The organism is Porphyromonas sp. KLE 1280, from assembly GCF_000700805.1.
GTDB lineage: Bacteria > Bacteroidota > Bacteroidia > Bacteroidales > Porphyromonadaceae > Porphyromonas > Porphyromonas pasteri.
Genome location: NZ_KL362964.1, coordinates 205,157 through 226,987, shown reverse-complemented (window position 1 = coordinate 226,987; position 21,831 = coordinate 205,157). Strand labels below are relative to the sequence as shown.

14 protein-coding genes are annotated in these 21,831 nt (G+C 56.7%); all 14 read right to left on the bottom strand.

Annotation, left to right across the window (positions count from 1 at the left end):
- Window positions 1–207: 207 nt before the first annotated feature.
- Window positions 208–1,065, bottom strand: a complete 858-nt coding sequence (locus tag HMPREF1121_RS08670; RefSeq protein WP_198019167.1) for a GLPGLI family protein — start codon at window positions 1,063–1,065, stop codon at window positions 208–210.
- A 746-nt stretch (window positions 1,066–1,811) separates the two neighbouring features.
- On the bottom strand, window positions 1,812–3,074 hold the full coding sequence (locus HMPREF1121_RS06140) for a DUF4929 family protein (RefSeq protein WP_044115359.1): 1,263 nt from the start codon (window positions 3,072–3,074) through the stop codon (window positions 1,812–1,814).
- 29 nt (window positions 3,075–3,103) lie between these two features.
- The gene (locus tag HMPREF1121_RS06135; RefSeq protein ID WP_044115357.1) at window positions 3,104–4,543 is read right to left on the bottom strand and encodes a RagB/SusD family nutrient uptake outer membrane protein; all 1,440 of its coding nucleotides are present in this window, start codon (window positions 4,541–4,543) and stop codon (window positions 3,104–3,106) included.
- On the bottom strand, window positions 4,543–7,671 hold the full coding sequence (locus tag HMPREF1121_RS06130) for a SusC/RagA family TonB-linked outer membrane protein (protein WP_052353624.1): 3,129 nt from the start codon (window positions 7,669–7,671) through the stop codon (window positions 4,543–4,545). The genes HMPREF1121_RS06135 and HMPREF1121_RS06130 overlap by 1 nt, the downstream gene beginning before the upstream one ends.
- Before the next feature lie 18 nt (window positions 7,672–7,689).
- Window positions 7,690–8,055 carry a DUF2149 domain-containing protein gene (locus HMPREF1121_RS06125; RefSeq protein ID WP_044115356.1) on the bottom strand — a complete coding sequence of 122 codons (366 nt, stop codon included), beginning with the start codon at window positions 8,053–8,055 and terminating at the stop codon, window positions 7,690–7,692.
- 2 nt (window positions 8,056–8,057) lie between these two features.
- The gene (locus tag HMPREF1121_RS06120) at window positions 8,058–8,657 is read right to left on the bottom strand and encodes a MotA/TolQ/ExbB proton channel family protein (RefSeq protein ID WP_044115355.1); all 600 of its coding nucleotides are present in this window, start codon (window positions 8,655–8,657) and stop codon (window positions 8,058–8,060) included.
- A 15-nt stretch (window positions 8,658–8,672) separates the two neighbouring features.
- Window positions 8,673–9,356 carry a hypothetical protein gene (locus HMPREF1121_RS06115; protein ID WP_052353623.1) on the bottom strand — a complete coding sequence of 228 codons (684 nt, stop codon included), beginning with the start codon at window positions 9,354–9,356 and terminating at the stop codon, window positions 8,673–8,675.
- A 37-nt stretch (window positions 9,357–9,393) separates the two neighbouring features.
- Window positions 9,394–13,665, bottom strand: a complete 4,272-nt coding sequence (locus HMPREF1121_RS06110; RefSeq protein ID WP_052353634.1) for a cobaltochelatase subunit CobN — start codon at window positions 13,663–13,665, stop codon at window positions 9,394–9,396.
- A gap of 746 nt (window positions 13,666–14,411) precedes the next feature.
- The gene (locus tag HMPREF1121_RS06105) at window positions 14,412–15,041 is read right to left on the bottom strand and encodes a fumarylacetoacetate hydrolase family protein (RefSeq protein WP_044115354.1); all 630 of its coding nucleotides are present in this window, start codon (window positions 15,039–15,041) and stop codon (window positions 14,412–14,414) included.
- Complete coding sequence (locus tag HMPREF1121_RS06100) at window positions 15,038–15,736, bottom strand: redox-sensing transcriptional repressor Rex (protein ID WP_044115353.1); 699 nt, start codon at window positions 15,734–15,736, stop codon at window positions 15,038–15,040. Before HMPREF1121_RS06100 ends, HMPREF1121_RS06105 begins: the two co-directional genes overlap by 4 nt.
- Before the next feature lie 174 nt (window positions 15,737–15,910).
- Complete coding sequence (gene rmuC, locus HMPREF1121_RS06095) at window positions 15,911–17,260, bottom strand: DNA recombination protein RmuC (protein ID WP_044115352.1); 1,350 nt, start codon at window positions 17,258–17,260, stop codon at window positions 15,911–15,913.
- Between the two features lie 93 nt (window positions 17,261–17,353).
- The gene (nrdG, locus tag HMPREF1121_RS06090; RefSeq protein WP_044115351.1) at window positions 17,354–17,863 is read right to left on the bottom strand and encodes an anaerobic ribonucleoside-triphosphate reductase activating protein; all 510 of its coding nucleotides are present in this window, start codon (window positions 17,861–17,863) and stop codon (window positions 17,354–17,356) included.
- 113 nt (window positions 17,864–17,976) lie between these two features.
- Window positions 17,977–20,379 carry an anaerobic ribonucleoside triphosphate reductase gene (locus HMPREF1121_RS06085; protein ID WP_044115346.1) on the bottom strand — a complete coding sequence of 801 codons (2,403 nt, stop codon included), beginning with the start codon at window positions 20,377–20,379 and terminating at the stop codon, window positions 17,977–17,979.
- A gap of 1,112 nt (window positions 20,380–21,491) precedes the next feature.
- Window positions 21,492–21,821 carry a PG0541 family transporter-associated protein gene (locus tag HMPREF1121_RS06080; RefSeq protein WP_232223748.1) on the bottom strand — a complete coding sequence of 110 codons (330 nt, stop codon included), beginning with the start codon at window positions 21,819–21,821 and terminating at the stop codon, window positions 21,492–21,494.
- Window positions 21,822–21,831: the final 10 nt, after the last annotated feature.

The window sequence follows — 21,831 nt, the reverse complement described above, 5'->3', positions numbered from 1 at the left end:
GGCTCATACTAAGGTAACATCCACCCTCTTTCTGTAAGACTGCCCCGAGTCAAGAGCCCTTGTAGCCTTACCTCTGCCCCCCAACAGCTCGCGACTTCATAATTAGAGTGCGTCATGGGTGAAGCTCAGGGAGTCCGACTACTCGTTATTATCCTTGTCTTCTACCGCTTTGCTCCGCACCCTCGGAGAGAGGTAGAATAGAGATCGCTATTCGCGCTCCAGCGGATTGTACGAGCGAGGCTTCATCCGACGAAAGGTCTCCTTGGAGTAAATCACCCCAGGGATTTGTCGCATATAAGCAGCTGGATCACAGGCATAGGCCGCCTTGGCCTTGAGATAATCCTGTCGGCTCACCCGCTGCTCGCTGGAGCGAGGACTGAGGTAAATCAGTTCGCCCACCTTAGCATACTCCAGCCCCACGGCTTCGTACACATAGTGACGCTGCGTATCATAGACACAGAGGATCAGTCCCGGAAGGCCCGAGAACTTCCAAGGCCCGACACTAAAGGGTAACTCATCGCTATACCAAGCGATGAAGTCACGGCCTCGAAAGTGGGTCTTTGCTCGGCGACAAGGGTAGTCGAGTAGCGTGGTATCTCCAGGAAGCAACTCCCACCTTTGTGTAGGAATAGGCTCCTCGTAGAGGTACTCATCTACGACTATGTTGTTCTGCTCCGTAAGCACACCGCTCCTCATATCCGCAAGGATCATCTGATAGTCCCGCGCCTGCTGAGAGAGTGCGCCCATGTAGAGCGGTAAGATCTCCATCCAAGTCCGCCCTTGAGCAGCCGAGGTATCACGCAGTGAATCAATGCGCTCTGCCCCCATCGTCCACTCTTTCGTCGCATGCGACTCCACCTGCAGAAGGCGCCAGGCCTCACCCTCTCGCTTCAGGTTGGCCGTGTCGGGGCGGTAGGTACACTTATATAGTAGTCGAAGTTTTGCAGTATCGACGACTATCTTCTTCACGGAGTCGACTCGCTCCGTACCAAGCTTACCCAGCGAGGACACCTCCTGAGCAAAGGCCGTAGGGCAAGAGATAAGGACAAATAAAATGCCAGCCAATAGGATACTGGCTTCAACACATTTATGACGAAGGGAGGTACAGGTGCGTGGGGGCATTGCCAAGTCTCGTGGATGAGAGAGCAAAGAAAAGAGGAGTTTCTTCATACGATGATTTAGATTCTACGGCTACGTAGCATGCGTCTTAATGGAGATTGCGTACTCCACTACAAATATGAAAAAATAACACCCACACTCAAGACTGCTGCTTTAGATTCCTGTCCTCCATTTAGAGTGCTAAGGCATCGCACGCCCAGCTCCCCGATAGGCCTCTGCGAAGTGAAACACAAGCCCTTCGCCTTATCGCGAGTATTCCTCTTATTCAGCGGAAGGAAAAGCGTCATTCTCGTGAAGAAAAAAGCGCCTTCACGTAGTGATATTCTTCTATCTACGCACGTAGTCTTAAAGACCAGGCACGTAAACTCAAATATCTACGTACGTAGATTTTAGAGCCACGTACGTAGTCCAAACTTATCTGCCACTCGTCCACAACTTTTATCCCTACGTGGAGCAACAACCTATATATAGGTCACTCCACAAAACTATATAGCTTCGCACCGAAAGCTATATAGCTTTCTTCGCCATCCCTATATAGCTCTATCCACCCATATACCGATATGGGACTATTGTGCAAGGTCTCATAAGGAACAGTATCTCCCCTACCCTATAAAAGACCGCCCCCGAGGCCGCTGACTACGGCGTAGTCAGACAGCCTCGGGGGCGGGTATTCAGAGCGGTAATGCGGGAGCTTACTTGCGCTGCTGCGAAGTCACCTTCACCACCGAATAGTAATCCGAGTTGTGGCCGTGGAAGGGGAACGTGAAGGAGAGCGTACCCTTCTTCAGGTCGATCCTCCCTTCGGGCTTCACGTAGTGGCCTTCGGTAGCCTCGATTTCGGCCGTACGGTCTTCGTCAATACCCGTGTTGGAGAGGATGCTGTACAGCTCCATCTCTTCGGTCGTCTCGACCGTCTCCTTGAAGGTCGGCTCAGCGGCGATCTTCGCCATCACACGCGTCCATACCGAGGACTCGTAGGTGAAGGGTACGACGATGGGGCTGTCTGACTCCTCTTCGCGGAGCGGATAAGTCGCAGGCATACCCGAGAGGCGCTTACCCGTGAAGGTGAGCGTACCCGTGGAAGCATTCACACGGACGTTATCCAGCACGACATTGAAGGTCTCCGCAGAGGATCGCGTCCAGTTGATCGCCTTCATCACCTCCAGACTTGATCTCCCTTCGGCATAGAAGTAGAGGAGATTATCGACCGTGTAGCCGTCCCAGAGCTTCTTATAGATATCATTCAAACCAAGGGCATTGTATGAGAACTTCAGTACGGGCTGGTCGGCCGTAGCACGGTCACTCAGCTCGACAAGCATCGTGGCACCGCTGATGCGCCAGGTGGCCTTCGAACGGATATCCGTACCATAGTCGTAGTCGGTAAAGCCAGCCCAGTCGACACTACCCTCGACCGTATGATAGCCGAGGATCGTGGAGAGGTCGATCCCCTTGGCACGATAGCCGTCGATGAGCGCCTGCTGAGCAGCCGTAGGCGTCCACACGGGGAAGGGTGAGATCGTGATGGTCAGATCGCCCTCGACCATAAGCCCCGAGGCGGTGGACGTGACGGAGAGCTTGGCCTGCTGCTGGGTCGTCACTGCCTTAGCCGAAGGTGTGATGACGACCTCTCCCTCGAGCTGACCTGCGGGGATCGTAAGCGTCTTCGAGGAGAGGGTGAGGGATGAGGCAGCTTCACCCGTGAGACTGAGCTGTAGCGTGACCGCGTCCGTGCGACGAGAAGTCAGGCGGACGGTCACCTTAATAGGAGAGGTAGAGGTCGCAGCTATGAGGACTGAGCGAGAGCCGTCGGGCAGACGCAGCTGGATCTTATTCTCCCCACGATACTTATTGTCGGGGGTATCCTTCGCACACGAGGGAAGGAGTGCGAGGAGGAGCAGCGAGAAGAGCCCGATGGCCCCGATGCTCCGTAAGCGATGATAAAGGGAAGTCTTCATAATGGAGATACGATAGTAAAAGGATGAGATCAATGGGTGAGCTCAGGCCACCCTGGGTTCTGTGCCCCGAGGTTCTTATTTGAGCGCTCGGAGGCGGGCAGTGGCAGGGTGCGCTTATAGCTCCCTGCTGGTAGTGTGAGGGAGACACGCTCCTCATTGGGGGTATAGTGCTCTATAGGTAGTCCCAGACGCTTGAGGTCAAAGAAGCGTAGGCCTTCGCCGGCGAACTCTCTCGCCTTCTCGGCGATGATAGCATCGATAAGAGCACTGCCCGTCACGGTCAAAGCGACCTCATCTGCACCGACCAGACGGAGGTAGCTATTGAGGAGGTCGCGTGCAGCCGTCTGATCACCACTGCGAGCCAAGGCCTCAGCACGCAGGAAGATGGGCTCCGTCGTACGCACGACACAGTTGTAAGAAGGCAGTCCGCCAGCGAAGAGGAGGGCGGCATACTTCCCGACGATCTGCAGCGAGCGGGTCGTCGTAGCATCGACCTGCAGGGTGCTGTCAAGGGCATAGCTGCGATGACGGAGGTCCGTCGAGGCCAAGTAGCTTCGCTGGGGGAGCTGGTAGGTCGCATTAGTAGCCGACTTCGCCTGAGCGTAGATACTATTATAGTAGGTCACGGGCACCGAGCTGGCGAAGAGGGCTATAGTAGATGCGCCCTGCGACCAAGCAAGAGGTGTCGTGGGGATCATCGAAGCAGGGAGCGTCGTAGGGACGAGCGTGCGAGTCACCTCCTCGGCCTTAGCCCAGTCGCCAGCATAGAGATAGAGGCGAGCAAGGAGTGCACGAGCCGTAGCGGCATTGACGAAGCCTGGGGCAGAGCCGTAGGGCGGGCGCGTCGTCGTGTCGAAAGCCGTGAGGGCTTCCTTCAGCAGACGCTCGATAGCCTGCACCGTCTCGGCCTTTGTGCTACGTGGGAGTTCCTCACGCTCCACACGGTCCTTGAGGATGATCCCTGCCGTATGCTCGGCATCATCATAGGGCGTAGCGAAGAGCTGGAGGAGCTGGAGGTAAGAGAGCGCCTTGAGGGTCTTCGCCTCGCCTGCGAGGTAGTCGAGCTGGAGCTGCTCAGCAGAGGAGAGTCGTGAGCGGAGGTCGGGGAGGCGAACGAGCACAGCGTTCGCATCCTTAATGGTCTCGTAGTAGCCCGACCAGAGGTCAGAGGCCAGACTCTGCAGGGCATAGTCGGTATAGGCATAGAGCTGTGCCATCTGCGGGCTTTGGCTGGCACGATGCGTGGGCACCAGTTCGTCAGAGAGGAGACTAAGCTCGAGCTCCACCTTCGGATAGGAGCTATAGGCGGAGGCAAGCGCCTCATAAGCCGTCTGCACGGAGGAGATTGCCTTCGGGTCGGTCAACTCATTCTCCACGGGGATATCCAGTGAGCAGGCCGAGAGGAAGGGCACCACCGCGAGGACGGAGCAGAGCATCCGTAGCACAGAGCGTCGGAGAAGCAAGGACATCAGAAGTTGAGATTGAGGTGAAGGGTAAGGACGGGCTGCACACCGAGGTCATAGGTACCCGACTCAGGGCTACCGCCCTTGTATGGTGTGAGCGTGAAGAGATTCGAGCCCTGCAGGGCTATCGTAGCGTACTTCACGACGTCGCCCATATGGTGTAGCAGCGATGAGGAGAGGCGGTAGCGCAGGCTCAGCATCGAGAGACGCAGGTAGTCACTGCGCGAGATCATCCGCGTATTGGGATAGTGTGAGAGATTGTTGAAGGTCTGCGTCCCCGCTCGTGGGTTGGGATAGAGGCGATCTTCATCACCGAGGGCGAACCACGTACGAGAGACCTGCCCCGCGATGGCATTCTTATTCACATCGGAGACCCCACGCACATAGGTCATCGAGTAGGCCTTGAAGCCCCCGAAGACGTAGTAGAACTGAGCATCCAGCTCCAGCGCCTTGTACCCGAAGGTCAGGCCGAAGGTACCCGTATAGGGTGGTGTGCGGTAGCCGATACCCACGAGGTCATCGCGCACAATCGTCTTACCGAAGCTCTGCTCCGCCCCCTGTCGGTCACGGAACATCAGTTCGCCCGAGAGTGGATTGACCCCGAGGGCATCCAGCCCATAGACATAGTCATAAGAGCGACCCACCTCGTAGTCGGGATAGACATTGTCGCCCGAATAGATGGCGGTCTTCCCATAGAGGTCGAGTACCTTACTGCGGTTATAGGCCAAGGCTGCACGGAGCGAGAGGCGCCAGTCTTCACCGCTAAGAAGCCGAGAGGAAGCAGAGAGCTCCACACCTTCGTTACGCAGACTACCGACATTATCCAGCATCGAGAGGAAGCCATTGCTCGCTGGGATATCCGTCATGATCAGGGCGTCCTCAGTGTCTCGGCGATAGAGGTTCACGTCGAGCGTATGGGCATGAGCCAGCTGCACGGAGAGCCCGAGATCCACACTCTTGAGTTGCTCGGGCTTCAAGCGATCATTGTAGAGAGTGGAGAGGCGGACGAGGCGATACTGATCTGCGTAGAAAGAGCTCTGCTGGTAGGAGAAGATGGGCACAGCTGAGGCTGAGGTAATCCCCCCGAGGCTTGCTGTCAGCCCCCACGAAGCCTTTAGTCCAAGCCCCGTCAGTAGGCTTCCACCACGTAGGAAGGGGAGAAGTTCCTCAAGATGCAGGCCTCCACCGAGTGCCCACGCGGTATTCCAACGCTTGTCACGGGGCAGGAGGCTTGAGGCATCCGCCTTATAGGCAGCGAAGAGATCAAGCTTCTTATCGTAAGTATAGCCCGTAGCCAGGCCGAAGCCCAGCTGAGCGGATGTGGCGTTAGAGCCAGAGAAGTCGGGACGCAGGTCTGCTGACGTGAGGCCCTTATTCACCCCTGCCAGATACTCCTGCAGGCCGATACCATGCCCCGTCACCGAGAGCAGCCGGCCTTCGCTGTAGTAGTAGTCGGTATTGGCAGAGATACTGAAATCGTGCTTCTCGGCGAAGAGACGCTGGTAGGTCGCACGAAGATTGGCCGAGTAGTTGAAGTCGGTGTTCTTGCCCACGGAGATCATCCCTCGCTCGATGGGACGGCGACGCGTCACCTCACTATAAGCCGTGGCGGGAGTGATCTGCTCGCTCTCATTGAGCACGTAGTCAAGACCGAGGACAGCATCCAGCTGCAGCCCCTCGAAGGGACGGAGGTTAGCACTCAGGCTTGCACCGAAGCGAACCTCCTTCGTCCAGCGACGGAACTGCCCCGTGAGGTCGCTGTACTTGCGCCCAGGGTAGGAGAAGAGTTGCTGTGAGCTCTTCGTCTCATAGGGATTGAGCTCATAGACCAGCTGCTGGGGGCTGAAGTCACTGCTATTCGGGCTATTCGTCTTAGCATAGCCTCCCGTGAGGCCAAGCGACACGAAGCCGAGGCGACTCTGCCAGTCGAGGCTATTAGTAAGAGTGAAGCGCTTGGTATCGTTTCCCTCCAGCTGCCCACCTTGGCGGGAGAAGTTGCCCGAGACGTAGTAGGTCACATCTTGGCTCCCACCACGCAAGCTGAGGTTGTGGCTCTGATAGGAATTGGGGCGAATGAGGTCGTGCCACCAGTTTGTATGGATCTGACGCAGGGAATCAAGCTGTCTGCTCCCGTAAGCCAGATACTCCTCTCGCGTCCACGTCGGGGCAATACCGAGTGTCGACTGATAGCTCTGACGGAGGTCGCTGAGCGTCGCCGAGGAGATAAAGTCCGGAGAGAAGAGGTAGCCTGGCGCCGTAGTCACCTGCATACGGCGCTCCAGCTCGAGCTTCTCATCAGTATCCATCATCGTCGTAGTCTGACGACCGCGTAGCGTGACACCCGCCTGCGTACTGAGGCTAATCGACATAGGGCCCGAGACGCCACGACGTGAGGAGATCTCCAGCACGCCATTAGCAGCCTTCACCCCATAGAGCGCTGTCGCTACAGCATCCTTGAGCACCTTGATCTCACGTATGTCGAGCGGATTGAGCGTCATGAAGGCCTGCGGAGAGATGATCTTCCCATCGAGCACATAGAGGGGCTCATTGGCAGCATCGCCCTTGGTGAAGGAGTTATTGCCACGGATACGGATCTCTGGCTTCATACCGAGCTCACCACGATTGACGACAGTGAGACCAGGCACAGCACCCTGCAGCGCCAGCGAGAGGTCGATCATCGGCTTCTGCGCAAGGAGCTTCATATCGACCTGTGCCACGACACCCGAGCGGGCACGTAGGTCAAGGGCATTGATATTGGGGCGAGCACGGACGACGACCTCCTTGATCTCCCCGACGGCATCCTCGAGGACGACACGTAGCGGATGGCCTTCAACGAAGGTCACTTGCTGGGTCTTCTTCCCGACAGCGGAGAGGGTGAGAGCTTGGCGTCCGCCCTCGGGCCGTGTGGCAAGGGTGAGCGTGAAGTGACCGCCTGCATTGGTCATCGTCTTAGCATTCCCAGCTCGGACGATCACCCCGTAGAGGGGACTACCATCCCGCTCAACGACGGTGCCTGTGATGGTGAAGGCCGTCGTCTGCTGAGTGGTCTGTGCAGCAGCAAGAGGAGGTAGAGCGAGCTCAGCACTAAGCGTCAGGCTCGTCAAGAGGGTCAGCAGGAGCTTGGTCTGCGGCATATATGAGGATAAATGAAACTACTTTGATTCAGCAGGTAGGGCGTCCTCGGGGACGTAGTAGACTTGACCATCCTCCATCTCATAGGCAACGCCGACACGGCGACCGCGGGAGCTGGACTTATCGGTCTTCTCATCAGAGGGGGTATAGCGCTCGATCTTACCGCCCTTCTTCGTGATGATCTCCATATTCTCCTTCCCTGGATTCTTCACCACGGAGAAGTCCTCCTGCGTGAAGACCTCAGTCATATTCATGTTCATCACCATAGCGACCATGAGGGAGACGGCGAAGACCATGGATACGTCGAAGAGGTTGACGACGACGGTCAGAGGGTCGGTATCTTCGCCCTGCATGAGCTTGCTCGGGCGGCGTGGCTTGCGTCCCATAGTTACTTCGTACGGCTATCAAGGAGGAGCGAAGAGATGTAGTCGAGGAGAGCTACATCCTTGGTATACCAGCGCTGCTTGTACTGCAGGGTCACCAGACCAGCCAAGCTGATTACCAGACCGACGACGGTGGTAGCGAAGACGACCTGCATATTATAGGCCATCGCGCCGATATCCCCCGAGGAGAGACCGACAAGTGCAGGGCTCATAGCGATGAGCGTCCCGACCAGACCGAGCACTGGACCTACCTTCGTCAGGAGCTTAGAGAGGGAGAGGTCCTTCTCGCAGATATTCTCGTAGCTGCTGATGACGTAGTTCGCATAGTCCTCCGTGAGGCCTTCGCGTGTGAGCAAGTCATCAAGATGATCGATAAAGGGAGAGCGGTTGGACTTAGGCAGGCGGCCCGACAGCTCGGAGAGGTTCCCAGCATTGAGAGCACGCACATCGCCGAGGAGCGCATTCATGCGGCGGCGCTGCATGAAGCTATTATAGAAGCCCCCGACGAGGATGAGCGAACGGATAAAGAGGATGATGAGGAAGAGGATGTCGGGGATGAGGAGGCTATTCGAGATGACGAAGAGTACCTTGGATATCTGATCCATAAGTGCGGGTATGTATTATTTGTGTTTAAGTGATCGACGGATACGGGGAGCGAAGTAGCCCACGGCAAAGCACAGCAGTCCGATGCCAAGGGTCAGCACCAGCCCACCCCACTGGATGGGGCTCTCGGTGGGTGCCATACGGATGGTCTCATCGACCGAAGCGATGATCCCGAGGATGAAGACAAAGAGCTCTACTAAGAAGAGCACCTCCAGACGTTGCTCTTCCTCGGGCAGGAGGAAGCGCAAGAGGAAGGTAAGCCCCAGCAGGAGCACCACCGTCCCTGCGGCAAGGAGGAGGGAGACAACCCCGAAGTCCATCCCAGGCAGGGCGAAGATCAGCGTCGACTGCAGATAGAAGAGCACGGGGAAGATAAGCACCCCTGGATAGAGGCGCAGGAGGAAGGCTATCACCCTACCCCTTCGACCACGTGGGTGACTCAGACGGGAGAAGCTGTAGGCCACGATGAGTGCCACATCCAGCGAGATGAAGATGGCTGCATACTCACGTAGCGAGCGGTCGGCGATATAGGCTGCGAGGCCGGTCTTCGTCTGCTCGATCGCATAGGGATAGGTCAAGTAGACGAAGACAGCTGCCACGACAGCAAAGAGTGTGGGGATGATCCAGCCCCGCTCAAAGGAGAGGCGTAGCACGGAGGCTACGATGATGAAGAGCAGGAGGATCTGGACGACGAGTTCCATCAGCTACACCGAGAAGATAGAGGTTAGCATCAGGGGACTACTCAGCATCACGGCGACGCTTGATACGCAGGAGGACGAGGAGGCCAATGAAGAGGACAGCTACCCCAGCTACGATCCATAGACCATTGAAGCTACGCGTCAGGGCACCAGCCTGATCAGCGACCGTCTCCTTCTTCATCACCATACCATTCTGGCTGGGTGCATCGGCCGAAGAACCTTCGTCCATCTGCTTCATCTGAGCCTGGTACTGCTTGGCGGCCTCGGGAGAGAGCTGCTGGGAGATGAAGGCACGGAGCTTCTTATTGTCTGCCGACATACCACCACCCGAGGGGCCGTACTTAGCGACGAGCTCCGAATGACGCTGAGCGAGCGTAGAGAGTTGCTCGGGTGAAGCCTTCCACATCCCCTTACGAGCTGTCTCAAGCATCACAGCAGTGATCTCCTCGAGGGCTGCGGGGCTCTTCCCTTCGAATGCCGAAGCGACACCGAGATTATTGACGTCGCGGATATACATATCGTAGAGCTGATCCCAGAGCTCCTTGTCGATGACCTCGGGCTTCATCACATTCCACCCGTAAGTATTCGTGACGACCTCGGTGATGTTGGCGACGCTGTTAGCGCCACCAGCGAGGACCTCCTTCACGTACTCAGGGTTGAGGACGGTAGCACGGCTCTCGACACCGATAGCCTCCTTGAGGTCCTGCATACGCATGTTGCTGTGGTTGCGATAGTCGGCGAGATAGGTATCGGGATCCTTCCCCGTGACATTACGTACCGAGAGCGTGAGACCGCCCATGAACTCATAGACGTGGTCGAGGCTCAGTGCACCCCAAGTATTATTCTGACGGGGCTGCACGACGACGTCGGTATTCTTGAGTGCAGCACGGAAGAGAGGCTTGACGAAGCGACCCCAGTCCTCCTGCTTACCGGTGTAGGCAGCACCCATATTATTCAGATAGACATCTGCGATTTCCTTCTCTTGCTCCCACTTGTCTCCAGCGGTGACCATCTCCTGGATGCCGGTACCATACATACCATTGATACCACCGAAGATGCGGACGTTCGCCAGCTCGCGGGCTTCCTTAGGCGAAAGGCCCTGCTCGACGAGCTCCTTCTCTGTGGCGACGGAGCCTGCAGCGACGTAGTTCTCCTGATCTTCCTTGCCGAGAGAAGCGACCAGATCGACGGCCTTCGTGATCAGCGCCAGGCGCGATGCTGCGAGGTCACGGAACTGTCCCGAGGTCTGGATGACCACGTCGATACGTGGGCGACCCAGCTCGGAGGTGGGGATCAAGCGAACATCCTCGACCGAGCCAAACTGCGAGCGCACGGGCTCGACCCCGAGCATATACAGCACCTGGGCGATAGTCACCCCTTCGGTCTCGACAAACTCACTGCTCCAGAAGGTATAGCTGACCTTCGTGGGATACTTGCCGTGCTGCTCCTTGTAGGCCTTCAGCGTAGCCTGAGCGAGCTGTACACCCTGACTCCAAGCACGCTGCGAAGGTGTGCTCTCAGCACGGACCGAATAGAGGTTGCGACCCGTAGGCACAGCCTGTGGGTTGGCGACGGCATCACCACCCGACGAGGGTGCGGTGAAGCCCCCGTTGAGGGCATTGATCGTAGCATCGAGCTCGAGGCGAGGGCTATTCTGCAGGGCATCACGATAGGTGATGACGTTGAGGATAGCACGCTCCAGCTCGGTGACGGCCTCCATCTCATCCCGCTCTTTCTTCGATGGCTCGGGCGTGTCGGCAGCGTGTCCCTGAGGCTTACTCCCTGGGTGCCCACCAGGATGACCGCCAGGATGACCAGCGGGCTTATCCTTGAGGCTACCGCCACGGATCTGATCAAGGCGGGTAGGCTTACCTCCCGACTTACTGCTATCGCCCTTGGCAGCCGCCATAGCCGCCTTCATCCCCATGGGCTTCTTAGGAGCAGCGAGTGCATGGATACGCTCCAGCTGCTCCTTCGTGATACCACCATAGGAGAGGACAGTAGCTTCGCTCACCGAGCCCGAGGCGAGGATGCCACGGACGAGCTGCTGAGCGGGCTGGAGGTACTCCTTATAGAAGCGGTGCTTATTGCTTGTATTGTCGATGGGCTGAGCGGCACGCAGGCGATCCAGTCGAGCCTTGGCGTAAGCGATGGGGTCAGCCGTCATCGCCAGCACCGTGGAGGTCGTCTTCGCTGGGGTATAGCGCACGCCCGTGACATAGAGCTGACCATTGACCTTCTCTGAGGCGATCTCCTCAGCGAAGTTGTCGATACGCTCGACATCCTTAGCGGTATAGGGCTTCGTGAGGATCGAGTCTAAGCGGAGCTCACGATGGATACCGAGGCCGACAGCGAGCTTCTTCACCGCCAGGCTCTGCGTGTCCTTTGCCGCAGGCTCCTTCAGCTCGTAGTACTTCTCGATGGCCTGCTGCAGGTCTGTGAAGGTATGACGCGTCTTGCTCTCGTCGAAGGGAGGGGTGATATAGGAGATGAGGCTACCGTAAGAGCGACGCTTAGCCATCATGCTCTCCCCGATATTCCCGATCGTATAATAGTAGAAGTGTGGGTAAGGTGCGATAAGTGCTTCACCCCAGTCATTGGCGCTGAGTGCGACCTGCTTCTTCGGGGTGAACTCCAAGCTCCCGTGCGTACCGAAGTGCATCAAGGCATCTGCCCCGAAGACGTGGCGAGCCCAGAGGTAGGCATTGACATAGGGATAAGGGGGAGGCGAAGCGGCACCGTGCACGATAGCGAAGTTGTCACTACCGATACCCGCTACAGGCTGAGGGAGCAGGACGACATTGCCGTACTGGATGCGCGTAGCAGCAAGCTGTGGCGTACCAGCCGAAGAGGTACGGGTCATGTAGCTCCCTGGCGTGGGGCCGTAGGTCTCCTCCAGCTCCTTGATCTGAAGGGGCGTCAGGTCTTCGGCGATCCACTTATCGAAGTCTGCCTTATCGACCCAAGCCGGATTACCCGTCTTGAGGTATTCCTCCATCTGCCCGCCAGCAATGGACTGGATGACGGGACCTTCACGCATCAGCTGCGCCTCGAAGGCCTTCACATCCGTAGGGAGTCCCGTGAGGTTATAGCCCTCAGCCTTGAGGCGGAGCAGGAGGTTGTAGAGCGAGGGCACGACTTCAATACCCTGCGCTGCGAGCGTCTCCTGCCCTGGGCCCTTGAAGTAGTAGATAGCGAGCTTCTTCTCGCTATTGGGCTTAGTCTGCAGGGTGAGGAAGCGCTGCACCAGCTCGGTGAGCTTCTTGAGGCGCTCGGGTACAGCCTTGAGGACGTAGAGCCCGTCGTCATTCTTCTCCTGCGTAGTGAGTACGTAGGGATAAATAGCTCCATCAAGCTCGGGCATACCGAGGGTCTGTGAGAGGAAGCCCCCCATCATACCCTGCGGATCAGCCTCCCATTCCTCACGACTGGTCATGAGCGTCAGGGGAGCGATGACGGGGATATTGCGCTCACGCAGGTATTCGACGACGCGATCCCCCCCCATCATCGAGATACGCCCGTGAGGGAAGTGGATGATGAGGTCAGGTGAGACCTCCTGGATGAAGCGGAGGCGGTCAGAGAAGGAAGAGACGGGATAGACATTGAGCCCCGCACGGTCGAGGCTGGTGATGAGGCTATCGAGGTTCTGCTTATTGCCGCTGAAGGGATCGTTGAGCCCCCCGATGACGAGGACCTTCTTCGCCCCCTCATGATAGAAGCCCTGCTTCTTGATATAGGCTTCGTAGTCGGCGAGTTTATCGAAGGCGACGTTCTCATCAATATGGTAGTAGACGTCGGCCGAGCTGGGAGCTACCGAATCAGGCTCGGGAGCGAACCACTTCTTCCCATCGATGTAGCGACGGATATAGTGTGACAGAGAGCGGTAGTTCTTCTTATTCCCGTTGTCGAGATACTCGCTGATGCGCTGATCCTTAGCTGCATCGAGGCTGGAGATCTCATTCTCCTTCGTCGTGGCATAGACGACCTTGATAGGGAGGCCCTTATCACCCAGCTTCTTGATCTCGGCACGCTGCTCATCATTCCACTTGAGGCCCATACCGAAGGCCAGGACGCAGTCGTAGCTGTCGAACTTATCGATATCCCCCTGCTCCAGCTCGTCATAGCGGACGTGCTTAGTGTCATTGGAGAGGATGATCCCCGAAGACTGATAGCCGGGGAAGTTCACCAGGGCGATGCGCGTCGTCGACCCATAGCGTCCCCAAACAAAGTAGGCGACGAGGGCGACAAGGGCGAGGGCAATCCCGCCGAAGAGGAAGCGACGCAGGCGCTTACTACGGAATGCCGATTTCATGTCACTCATATAGCTTATACCTTATATATTATCTCTGCTTCATGTTCCCCACAGACCCGCATAGACGCAGGGGTGGAAATTAGCAAGCAAAGTTATAGGCTACAAGGAGGCGAGTAAATACCTATGAATAGTTATTTGCCCCCACATAGACAACCTATATGTAGGTATAGACACAACTTATCGGCGTTAACTCTCCCCACATCTAATGAGACTGCTGCGGCAGAGTCCTGCTCTCTATTTATTGTGCTAAGGTATCGCACGCCCAGCTCCCCGATATGCCCCTTCCGAAGAGATACATAAGCCCTTCGCCTTATCGCGAGTATTCTTCTTATCCAGTGGAGGGAAAAGCACCCTTCTCGTGAAGGAAAAAGCGCCTTCCCGTAGTGGTATTCTTCTATCTATGCACGTAGTCTTAAAGACCAGGCACGTAAATCTAAATATCCACACACGTAGATATTAGAGCCACGTGCGTAGCCCAAACTTATCTGCCACTCGTCCGCAACTTTTATCCCTACGCGGAGGAACAACCCAATATAGGTCACTTCACAAAGCTATATAGGAATCAAGAGAAAGCTATATAGGAATCAGGCCAAAGCTATATAGCTTTCTTCGCCATCCTATATAGCTCTACCGAAGCACCTATACACCTATTATATGGGACCATTGCGCAAGGCACAAAAAAGCCCCACCGATCACAAGCGGATCCGTGGGGCGATGGGGTGTGGTCTACACGAAAGGGTAGCCAGCTACTTGATGGGGACGTGGAGCACCTTGCGCTCGCCGATGAAGCCCTCGAGGGTCTGCCCGATAGCTATAGGTCCGACACCTGCAGGGGTTCCCGTAAAGATGAGGTCGCCCATACGTAGCGTCTGGAAGCGACTCACATAGGCAATCAGCGCATCAAAGCTATGGATCATCTCTGAGCTATCGGCCTCTTGCACCACCTCTCCGTCACGCCGTAGCGAGAAGGCGATGGGGCGCTCGGGATAGCCCAGCTCCGTCTTATCCAGCCACTCGCCTACGACAGCCGAGCCGTCGAAGACCTTAGCCTCCAGCCACGGACGGCCCTCAGCCATAGCGCGTCGCTGGATGTCGCGTGCCGTAAAGTCAATACCCACCGTCACACGATCATAGTAGCGATGGGCGAAGCGCTCAGCGATGCACTTCCCTACCCGACTGATCTGGATGACCAGCTCCGCCTCATATTCGATGGACGAACCCATATCGGGGAGGAAGAAGGGCGTACGGGGCTTGAGTAGCGCATCGCCCTTGTGGAAGAAGAGTGGAGGAGTATCTACCGCCTGCTTAGGAAGGCCGAGCTGAGGTGCTTCGGCTACGTGCGGGCGGTAATTGAAGCCTACGCCTAAGATCTTCATCGGCTGGAGCGAGGCTTACTACTGGGGGTAGTAGGTTGACTTTCCTGGAGTGCCTTCATGCGGGTGAACATCAGTGCCAGGTGCGCATACATCGAGGTATTCTGCACGACGACATGGTCGGGCGTCTGGATACGAACGGGCGTAAAGTTCCACAGCGCACGGATACCAGCACGCACCAAGCGGTCAGTCATCAGCTGCGCTTGTAGGATAGGTACGGTGAGGATGGCGATCTCTATGCCTTCGCTCTCGATACGTGTCGCCAGCTCATCAATATGATAGACGGGGATCCCCGAGACTTCCGTACCGATGATATCCTCTGCGACGTCAAAGCCTGCGGTCACCTCAAGGCCGAACTGCCGTAGCCCCTTGTCCGAAAGGAGCCCAGAGCCCAAGCTCCCGACACCGACGAGGAAGGCCTGATGACGCTTCGTGAAGCCGAGGAATTCCTCGAGGTAGTTGATGAGAGCCTCCGTCTCATAGCCGACGCGTGTACGCCCCTGGAGCTCTACATACGAGAGGTCCTTCGCCACGAGCGCAGCATCGACCCCGACACCCGAAGCGATGCGGGGTGAGGAGACGTACTTATGTCCTTCTGTTTGGAGAAGCTTTACAAAGGAGAGATACCAAGGGAGTCGGCGCAGCGTCGGCTCGGGGATAATCCCATTGCGCTTCTTCTCGTCCTTAGATTTAGCCATTTATAGTCGTTTAAGTAAGTGATCTTATTCCTGATGAGTACAAATTTACGAATTCAATACGAAGCCTCGTAGTATACCCCTCCCCGACAAGAGCGCGACAGCCAGCTATCCTCTTATTGGATAACTGGCTGTCGCACTTAGTTAGGTCTATCGATCTCCGCAGAGAAGCGGAGTCTATTCGTCTTCGGAGGCTGATGCTGGAGGCTGGATACCGCCTGGCAGTGCCTTCTTCGTCTTGGCTCCCAGTGCCTTCAGCTTATCAAAGCGGCCGAGGATATCGCCACGACCATCACGGAGCTGACCCTTAGCTTCGCCAAACGCCTTCTGCGCATCCTCGAGCTTGCTCTCGATCTTCAGGAAGGTCTCGGAGAAGGTGGCGAACTTATCATACAGCTTACCCGCCTCATCGACGATCTGCAAGACATTGCGCTGCTGGCTATCACGCTGCCACATATCCTGCGCCATACGCAGGGCAGCGATGAGGTTCGTACCGTTGATGAGGACGACATTCTTCCGATAGGCTTCCTCCCAGAGCGTGGGATCGTGGGCGAGCGCTATGGTGTAGGCCGGCTCGTTGGGGATGAAGAGCATGACGAAGTTCGGCGAGCCCTCTGTGTACTCTTCGTAGCGCTTGCCTGAGAGCTCATTGATATGCTTACGCAGGCTGAGGAGGTGCTCCTTGAGTGCTTGGTCACGCTCTGCGTCTGTCTCAGCGGCGACATAGCGCGCATAGGCGGTGAGGCTGACCTTGCTGTCGATAACGATGGCACCCCGATTGGGGTAGCGGACGATGACGTCAGGGCGAAGTCCACCACGGTTATCTCCCGTCGTGATGACCGCTCCCGACTCATCACGCAGCGTCTCCTGCACGAAGTAATGCTCGCCACGGATGAGCCCGCTCTGATCAAGGATGCGCTCGAGGACCAACTCACCCCAGTCACCCTGCACCTTGCTATCACCACGTAGGGCACGCGTGAGGCTGGTGGTCTCCTGACTGATCTCCTGACTACGGAGGATGAGCTTCTCGATGGAGTCCTTGAGGTTGAAGCGTTCGCGGGCTTCTTCTTGATAGGTCTTATCTACCTGCTCACCGAAGCGCTTGAGATCCTCACGCAGCGGAGATAGAGTCTCCTTCGTGCGCTTGTCGAGGTCTTCGGTACGCTCGCGCATGATGTCATTCGCGACAGCACGGAAGCTATCGCGCAGCTCTTCGGCGAGCTTGCCCTTCTCTGCCTGGAGTTTTTCCAGCTCGGAGGCGAGGCTGGCACGCTCGGTCTTGAGGGCAGCAAGGCTCACAGCGGCTTCATCAGCCTTCTGCTGGAGGGCGTCGTAGCGCTGGCGAAGCTCTTGATGCGCCTCGGTGGTCGTCTGGAGCTTCGTCTCCAGCGTCTTGAGCTCGAGCGCCTTCTCATGCTCGGCACGCTCAGCGGCTGCAGCTACATCAGTCAGTTCTTTGATGCGCTTCCCTGCGTAGAGGAAGAGCACGAGGAAGACGAGGCAGAGTGCCCCAAGGAAGTAGATCATCGTCTAATAGGAAGGTAAGTGGATGTGTCAGCAGGGGAAGCCCCCCGTGAGATATAAAGATAAGGAGAAGGCTCGAGACAGCAAGAGTGCGCCTTAGAAGGCATCGTCAAGGAACGAGAGTGCCGCCTCGGACAGGGGCACACTGTGATCAATATGCACCAGCCGCTGATTACGACTACCACGGAAGTAGAGGCGCGGGTCAAGAAGGCTCTGGACGAAGGGGCCATCGACGAGCACATCGATGAACTCGAGCGCAGGGCGATGCGCCTCTGACTGCAGGAGGTACTCCACCGTATAGCCCGTGTAACACCAGATCGAGAGCCCCGTCTCACGTCGTAGGCGTGCTAAGAGCTTAGCGAGTGCCGTGGGGTCATAGAAGGGATCTCCCCCCGAGACAGTGATACCGTCCAGGAGAGAATTGCCCCGTATCTCCTCGATCATATCGCTGAGCACCTCCTCGGTAAGGGGAATACCCGCCTCGGCCGACCAGCTCTCAGGATTGTGACATCCCGGGCAAGCGTGGCGGCAACCGGCCAGATAGATCGAGTAGCGAAGGCCGGGGCCATCGCTGATACTCTCACGATAGACGTTGAGGAGGCGCACGGAGACGGGGGTGAGGAGTGGGATGGATAAGACGAAGCCTGGAGTCCGTCGGCGGGGAGCCGCCTCGGGACCCAGGCTCTTCGTCAGCTGCTTAATAGTATGAGTTGGGAGGATCAGTGATGCTTCACGCGGTCGCGTTCCTCTGCCTGCTTAGCAGAGTTCCAGCTCTCGAGGCTACCGGTGAGATAGCCTGTGATACGACGCAGACGAGCGATGCGATCGCTGGTACAGACGGGGCACTTATCGTAGATGATCCCACGATAGCCACAGTCCTGACACGTATCTACGGGGTGGTTGATCGAGCCGTAGCCAATACCCGTATCCTTCATTGTCTTGACGAGCTTGAGGATGACGGAGACATTCTTCTTCGCCTCACCGTCGAGCTCGATATAACTGATATGCCCACCAAGCGTGATCGCATGGAAGGGGGCTTCACGACGGATCTTGTCGTGCATACCGATCTCTTCGCGCACGTCGACGTGGAAGGAGTTCACATAGTAGTCGAGGTCATTGACCCCAGGGATGATGCCGTAGCGCTTGCGATCCATACGGGTGAAGCGCCCCGAGAGGCCTTCGGCAGGAGTAGCAAGGACGGAGTAGTTGAGGTGGTACTTCTGCTTGTACTCGCGCACCACTTCGTTGATCACCTGCACGGCATCATAGAGCGTCTGCCAAGAGCGGTCGCTGCGTCCATGGCCATCACCGTAGAGTGCCATCATCGCATTATGCCCACCGATGAAGCCGATACCGAGCGTGCCGCTGTCGAAGACCGAGCCCACTTCGTCCTGTGGAGCGAGGGCTGCACCACCCTTCCACACGTCATTGCCCATCATGAAGGGGAACTGACGAGCTAAGGCCGAGCGCTGGTAGAGGTAGCGCTCATGCAGCTGGTCGCCGATGAAGGTAGCCATCTCACGCACCGACTCGAGGAAGAGTACCCTCGCACGCTCCTGCTGCTGCTCCACGGGAGCCGTAGGGAGCTCACGCTGGGCACGGCGAGAGGCTTCGATAGCCAGTCGGGGCAGATTCATCGTCGTGAACGAGAGATTCCCACGCCCGACAGAGGTCTTGGACCCACAGACATTCTCGAAGACGCGCGTACGGCAGCCCATCGTAGCGATCTCATGCAGGTAGCGCTTCGGGTCATCAGCGCGCCAGAGCTCGTGCTGGTTAAAGGGCGTATCGAGGAAGACAAAGTTCGGGAAGAGGGCGTGCGACGTCGTCTTACACGCCAAGAGCAGGAGGTCGAAGTTCGGCGTCTCGAAGGTGTACTTCCCAGCCAGCGCACCAGCGAAGTCTGCCTGTGCCTTCGCATAGTCTGCCTCGGAGTAGTTCACGCCCTCCTTGACCTTGAAGATCTGGATGGGGAAGATAGGCACCTCGCCTTGGCCTAAGCCCTCGACGGTAGCAGCGAGGAGCTCACGGATGACCATCCGGCCCTCTTCGGAGGTGTCGGTACCATAGTTGACCGAGCTGAAGACGACCTGATTACCGCCACGCGAATGCATGGTATTCAGGTTGTGTACGAAGCCCTCCATCGCCTGATGGGTATCGCGCTTGGTGCGCTGATAGGCTTCTTCGAGGGCAAGACGCACGGCCGTAGCGGGGAGCTGACAGCCGATACGCTCAAGGCCGGCAGCGAGAGCTTCGGCTGCAGCATCGGTATGAGCGAGAGGGGGCTCGAGGTCACGGAGTGCTTCGACGAAGCCCTTACGCTCTTCGTCAGAAAAGCTTCTCCCCGAGAGGAGACTATGCGCATAGAGGAGGCGGTCGGCGAGCTGACGGATAAAGGTCTTACGCACGCCAGGGGCCATGAAGAAGTCGAAGGCTGGGATAGCCTGCCCGCCATGCTCTTCGTTCTGATTCGTCTGGAAGACGATCGTCGCAAGTGTGGCGTAGCTCTGGATATTCTGTGGGGTACGGATACTCCCATTCTTCGTGTGGAAGCCTCGCTCGAAGAGATCCGCCAGGTCGTACTGCACGCACGTAGCGGTCTTCGTAGGATAGTAGTCTAAGTCGTGGATGTGAATATCTCCCGCAGCGTGGGCACGAGCGAAGGGTGCCGAGAGGAGGTACTTCATCGCATAGTCCTTAGTCACCTCAGAGGCGAAGGTCATCATCTGCCCCGAGGGCGTGTAGGCACTCATGTTCGCATTGCCCAGATTGATATCATTCTTCTCGATGGAGACGATACCATCCATAGTGCGCTTGAGGGTCGTGCGCTTCTCACGCTGGACGGTGCGCCACTCACGATAGATGATGTACTTCTTGGCGACCTGAGGCGCGAGGTTCATCAGCTCAGCCTCGACACGGTCTTGGATCTCCTCGACAGCGACCTGAGCATTGCGATGACAGAGCTCGCTCTGGATGAGTGACTCGATACGGAGAGCATAGCCTTCTTCATCGATGAGGCCTGCGGCACGGAAGGCCTTATCGACAGCACTGCGGATCTTCTCGCCGTCATAAGGTTGCTGACTTCCATCCCGCTTGAGGATGTAAATCGACTCTTGTCCCATAGGATCTTAAGTAGTTGTGTAGTTAGGTTGTGGTTGGCCGACCCTTTCTTCCTCCCTGATCAAGGTGATTGATCTCTTCGGGGGAGCAACGTCGGGTACTGGGACAAATGTATGCATTTATCCATAGGGTTACACACATCCAAAGGGAAAAGTTATCCACAACCTCTACAGCCCGCTAAGCATCGGGGTATTGCTCCCGATATCAATCAGCGGTTACGGACCGATATGCCAAATTATCTCTCGACATCGAGAGAGGGAGGAAGGTTTTTCGCCCCTTCGAAAGGGAAAATATCCACCTGCCGAAAGTGGAAAACATAGCCCTTTTTTATGAGCCCCTCAAGTCCCCTACAGACAGCTACTATCAGCAGAGAAATACCCACCATTTTCACACCAAATCAACAAGCTATCCCACAGCACCATAGACACTACCTCCACTGATCAAAAAAGCGACCACTACTGGTCAGCGAGCGAACCAGTACTACTCACCCTATCGTACCAGTACTGGTTCCGTATATAGGTATATGAGTACGTGGGCAGAGCTATATAGGATGGCGAAGAAAGCTATATAGCTTTGGCTCGATTCCTATATAGCTTTCGGTGCGAAGCTATATAGCTCGGTGAAGTGACCTCTATCAGGTTGTTGCTCCGCGTAGGGATAAAAGTTGCGGACGAGTGGCAGATAAGTTTGGACTACGTACGTGGATCTAATATCTACGTACGTGGATATTTGGATTGACGTACCTGGTCTTTAAGACTACGTGCATGGATATGGAAAAACTACTACGTGAAGGCGCTTTTTTCTTCACGAGAACGATGCTTTTCCCTCCGCTGGATAAGAGGAATATGCGCGATAAGGCGAAGGGCTTGTGTGTCACTTCGGAGAGGCATATCGGGGAGCTGGGCGCCGATGCCTTAGCAGAATAAATAGTGGACAGGACTCTCGGCAACAGTCTCTTCCCTCTCAATAGAAGCGAAGCTGCGAGCTCTAATAGCCGCCCCTTCCCTCCCGTATCTATACGACACGCCCCACGCTGGATCGGACGATCACAACGCGGGGCATATATCGTAAGAATGGGAAGGAAGCGAGGCCGTAACCAGCCGAAGAGGCGAACTTAGATCATCGCTTCGACGGCCCAGACGAAGGCACGAAGCCCTTGGTCAGGCGTCGCTTCGTCCAGCACACGCAGGCGCTCCAGTAGCTCGGGCACACGCGTCTCGGGAGCGATGACGTACATCGCCGAGTTCATCGTAGGCCAGGCGTGGTCACCGATATGCGGCTCCCCCGTCTTCGAGCCACGGCCCTGAGCCCGCTCGAAGGAGGTGTAACCACGGAGGCTCATCTTAGTGAGCAGGCGCACGATGATATCGTGATAGGCCTGATTGTAGGTGATGAAAACGGTCTTCATCGGCTGCTCGGGGACGAACATTTGATACTTATCCATAGCGTGGTGG

Bases quoted from the DNA above. Each gene is read 5' to 3' on its own strand.
- HMPREF1121_RS06140 (WP_044115359.1), bottom strand. From the start codon at position 3,074: ATGAAGACTTCCCTTTATCATCGCTTACGGAGCATCGGGGCCATCGGG.
- HMPREF1121_RS06135 (WP_044115357.1), bottom strand. From the start codon at position 4,543: ATGTCCTTGCTTCTCCGACGCTCTGTGCTACGGATGCTCTGCTCCGTC.
- HMPREF1121_RS06130 (WP_052353624.1), bottom strand. From the start codon at position 7,671: ATGCCGCAGACCAAGCTCCTGCTGACCCTCTTGACGAGCCTGACGCTT.
- HMPREF1121_RS06125 (WP_044115356.1), bottom strand. From the start codon at position 8,055: ATGGGACGCAAGCCACGCCGCCCGAGCAAGCTCATGCAGGGCGAAGAT.
- HMPREF1121_RS06120 (WP_044115355.1), bottom strand. From the start codon at position 8,657: ATGGATCAGATATCCAAGGTACTCTTCGTCATCTCGAATAGCCTCCTC.
- HMPREF1121_RS06115 (WP_052353623.1), bottom strand. From the start codon at position 9,356: ATGGAACTCGTCGTCCAGATCCTCCTGCTCTTCATCATCGTAGCCTCC.
- HMPREF1121_RS06110 (WP_052353634.1), bottom strand. From the start codon at position 13,665: ATGAAATCGGCATTCCGTAGTAAGCGCCTGCGTCGCTTCCTCTTCGGC.
- HMPREF1121_RS06105 (WP_044115354.1), bottom strand. From the start codon at position 15,041: ATGAAGATCTTAGGCGTAGGCTTCAATTACCGCCCGCACGTAGCCGAA.
- HMPREF1121_RS06100 (WP_044115353.1), bottom strand. From the start codon at position 15,736: ATGGCTAAATCTAAGGACGAGAAGAAGCGCAATGGGATTATCCCCGAG.
- rmuC (WP_044115352.1), bottom strand. From the start codon at position 17,260: ATGATCTACTTCCTTGGGGCACTCTGCCTCGTCTTCCTCGTGCTCTTC.
- HMPREF1121_RS06085 (WP_044115346.1), bottom strand. From the start codon at position 20,379: ATGGGACAAGAGTCGATTTACATCCTCAAGCGGGATGGAAGTCAGCAA.
- HMPREF1121_RS06080 (WP_232223748.1), bottom strand. From the start codon at position 21,821: ATGGATAAGTATCAAATGTTCGTCCCCGAGCAGCCGATGAAGACCGTT.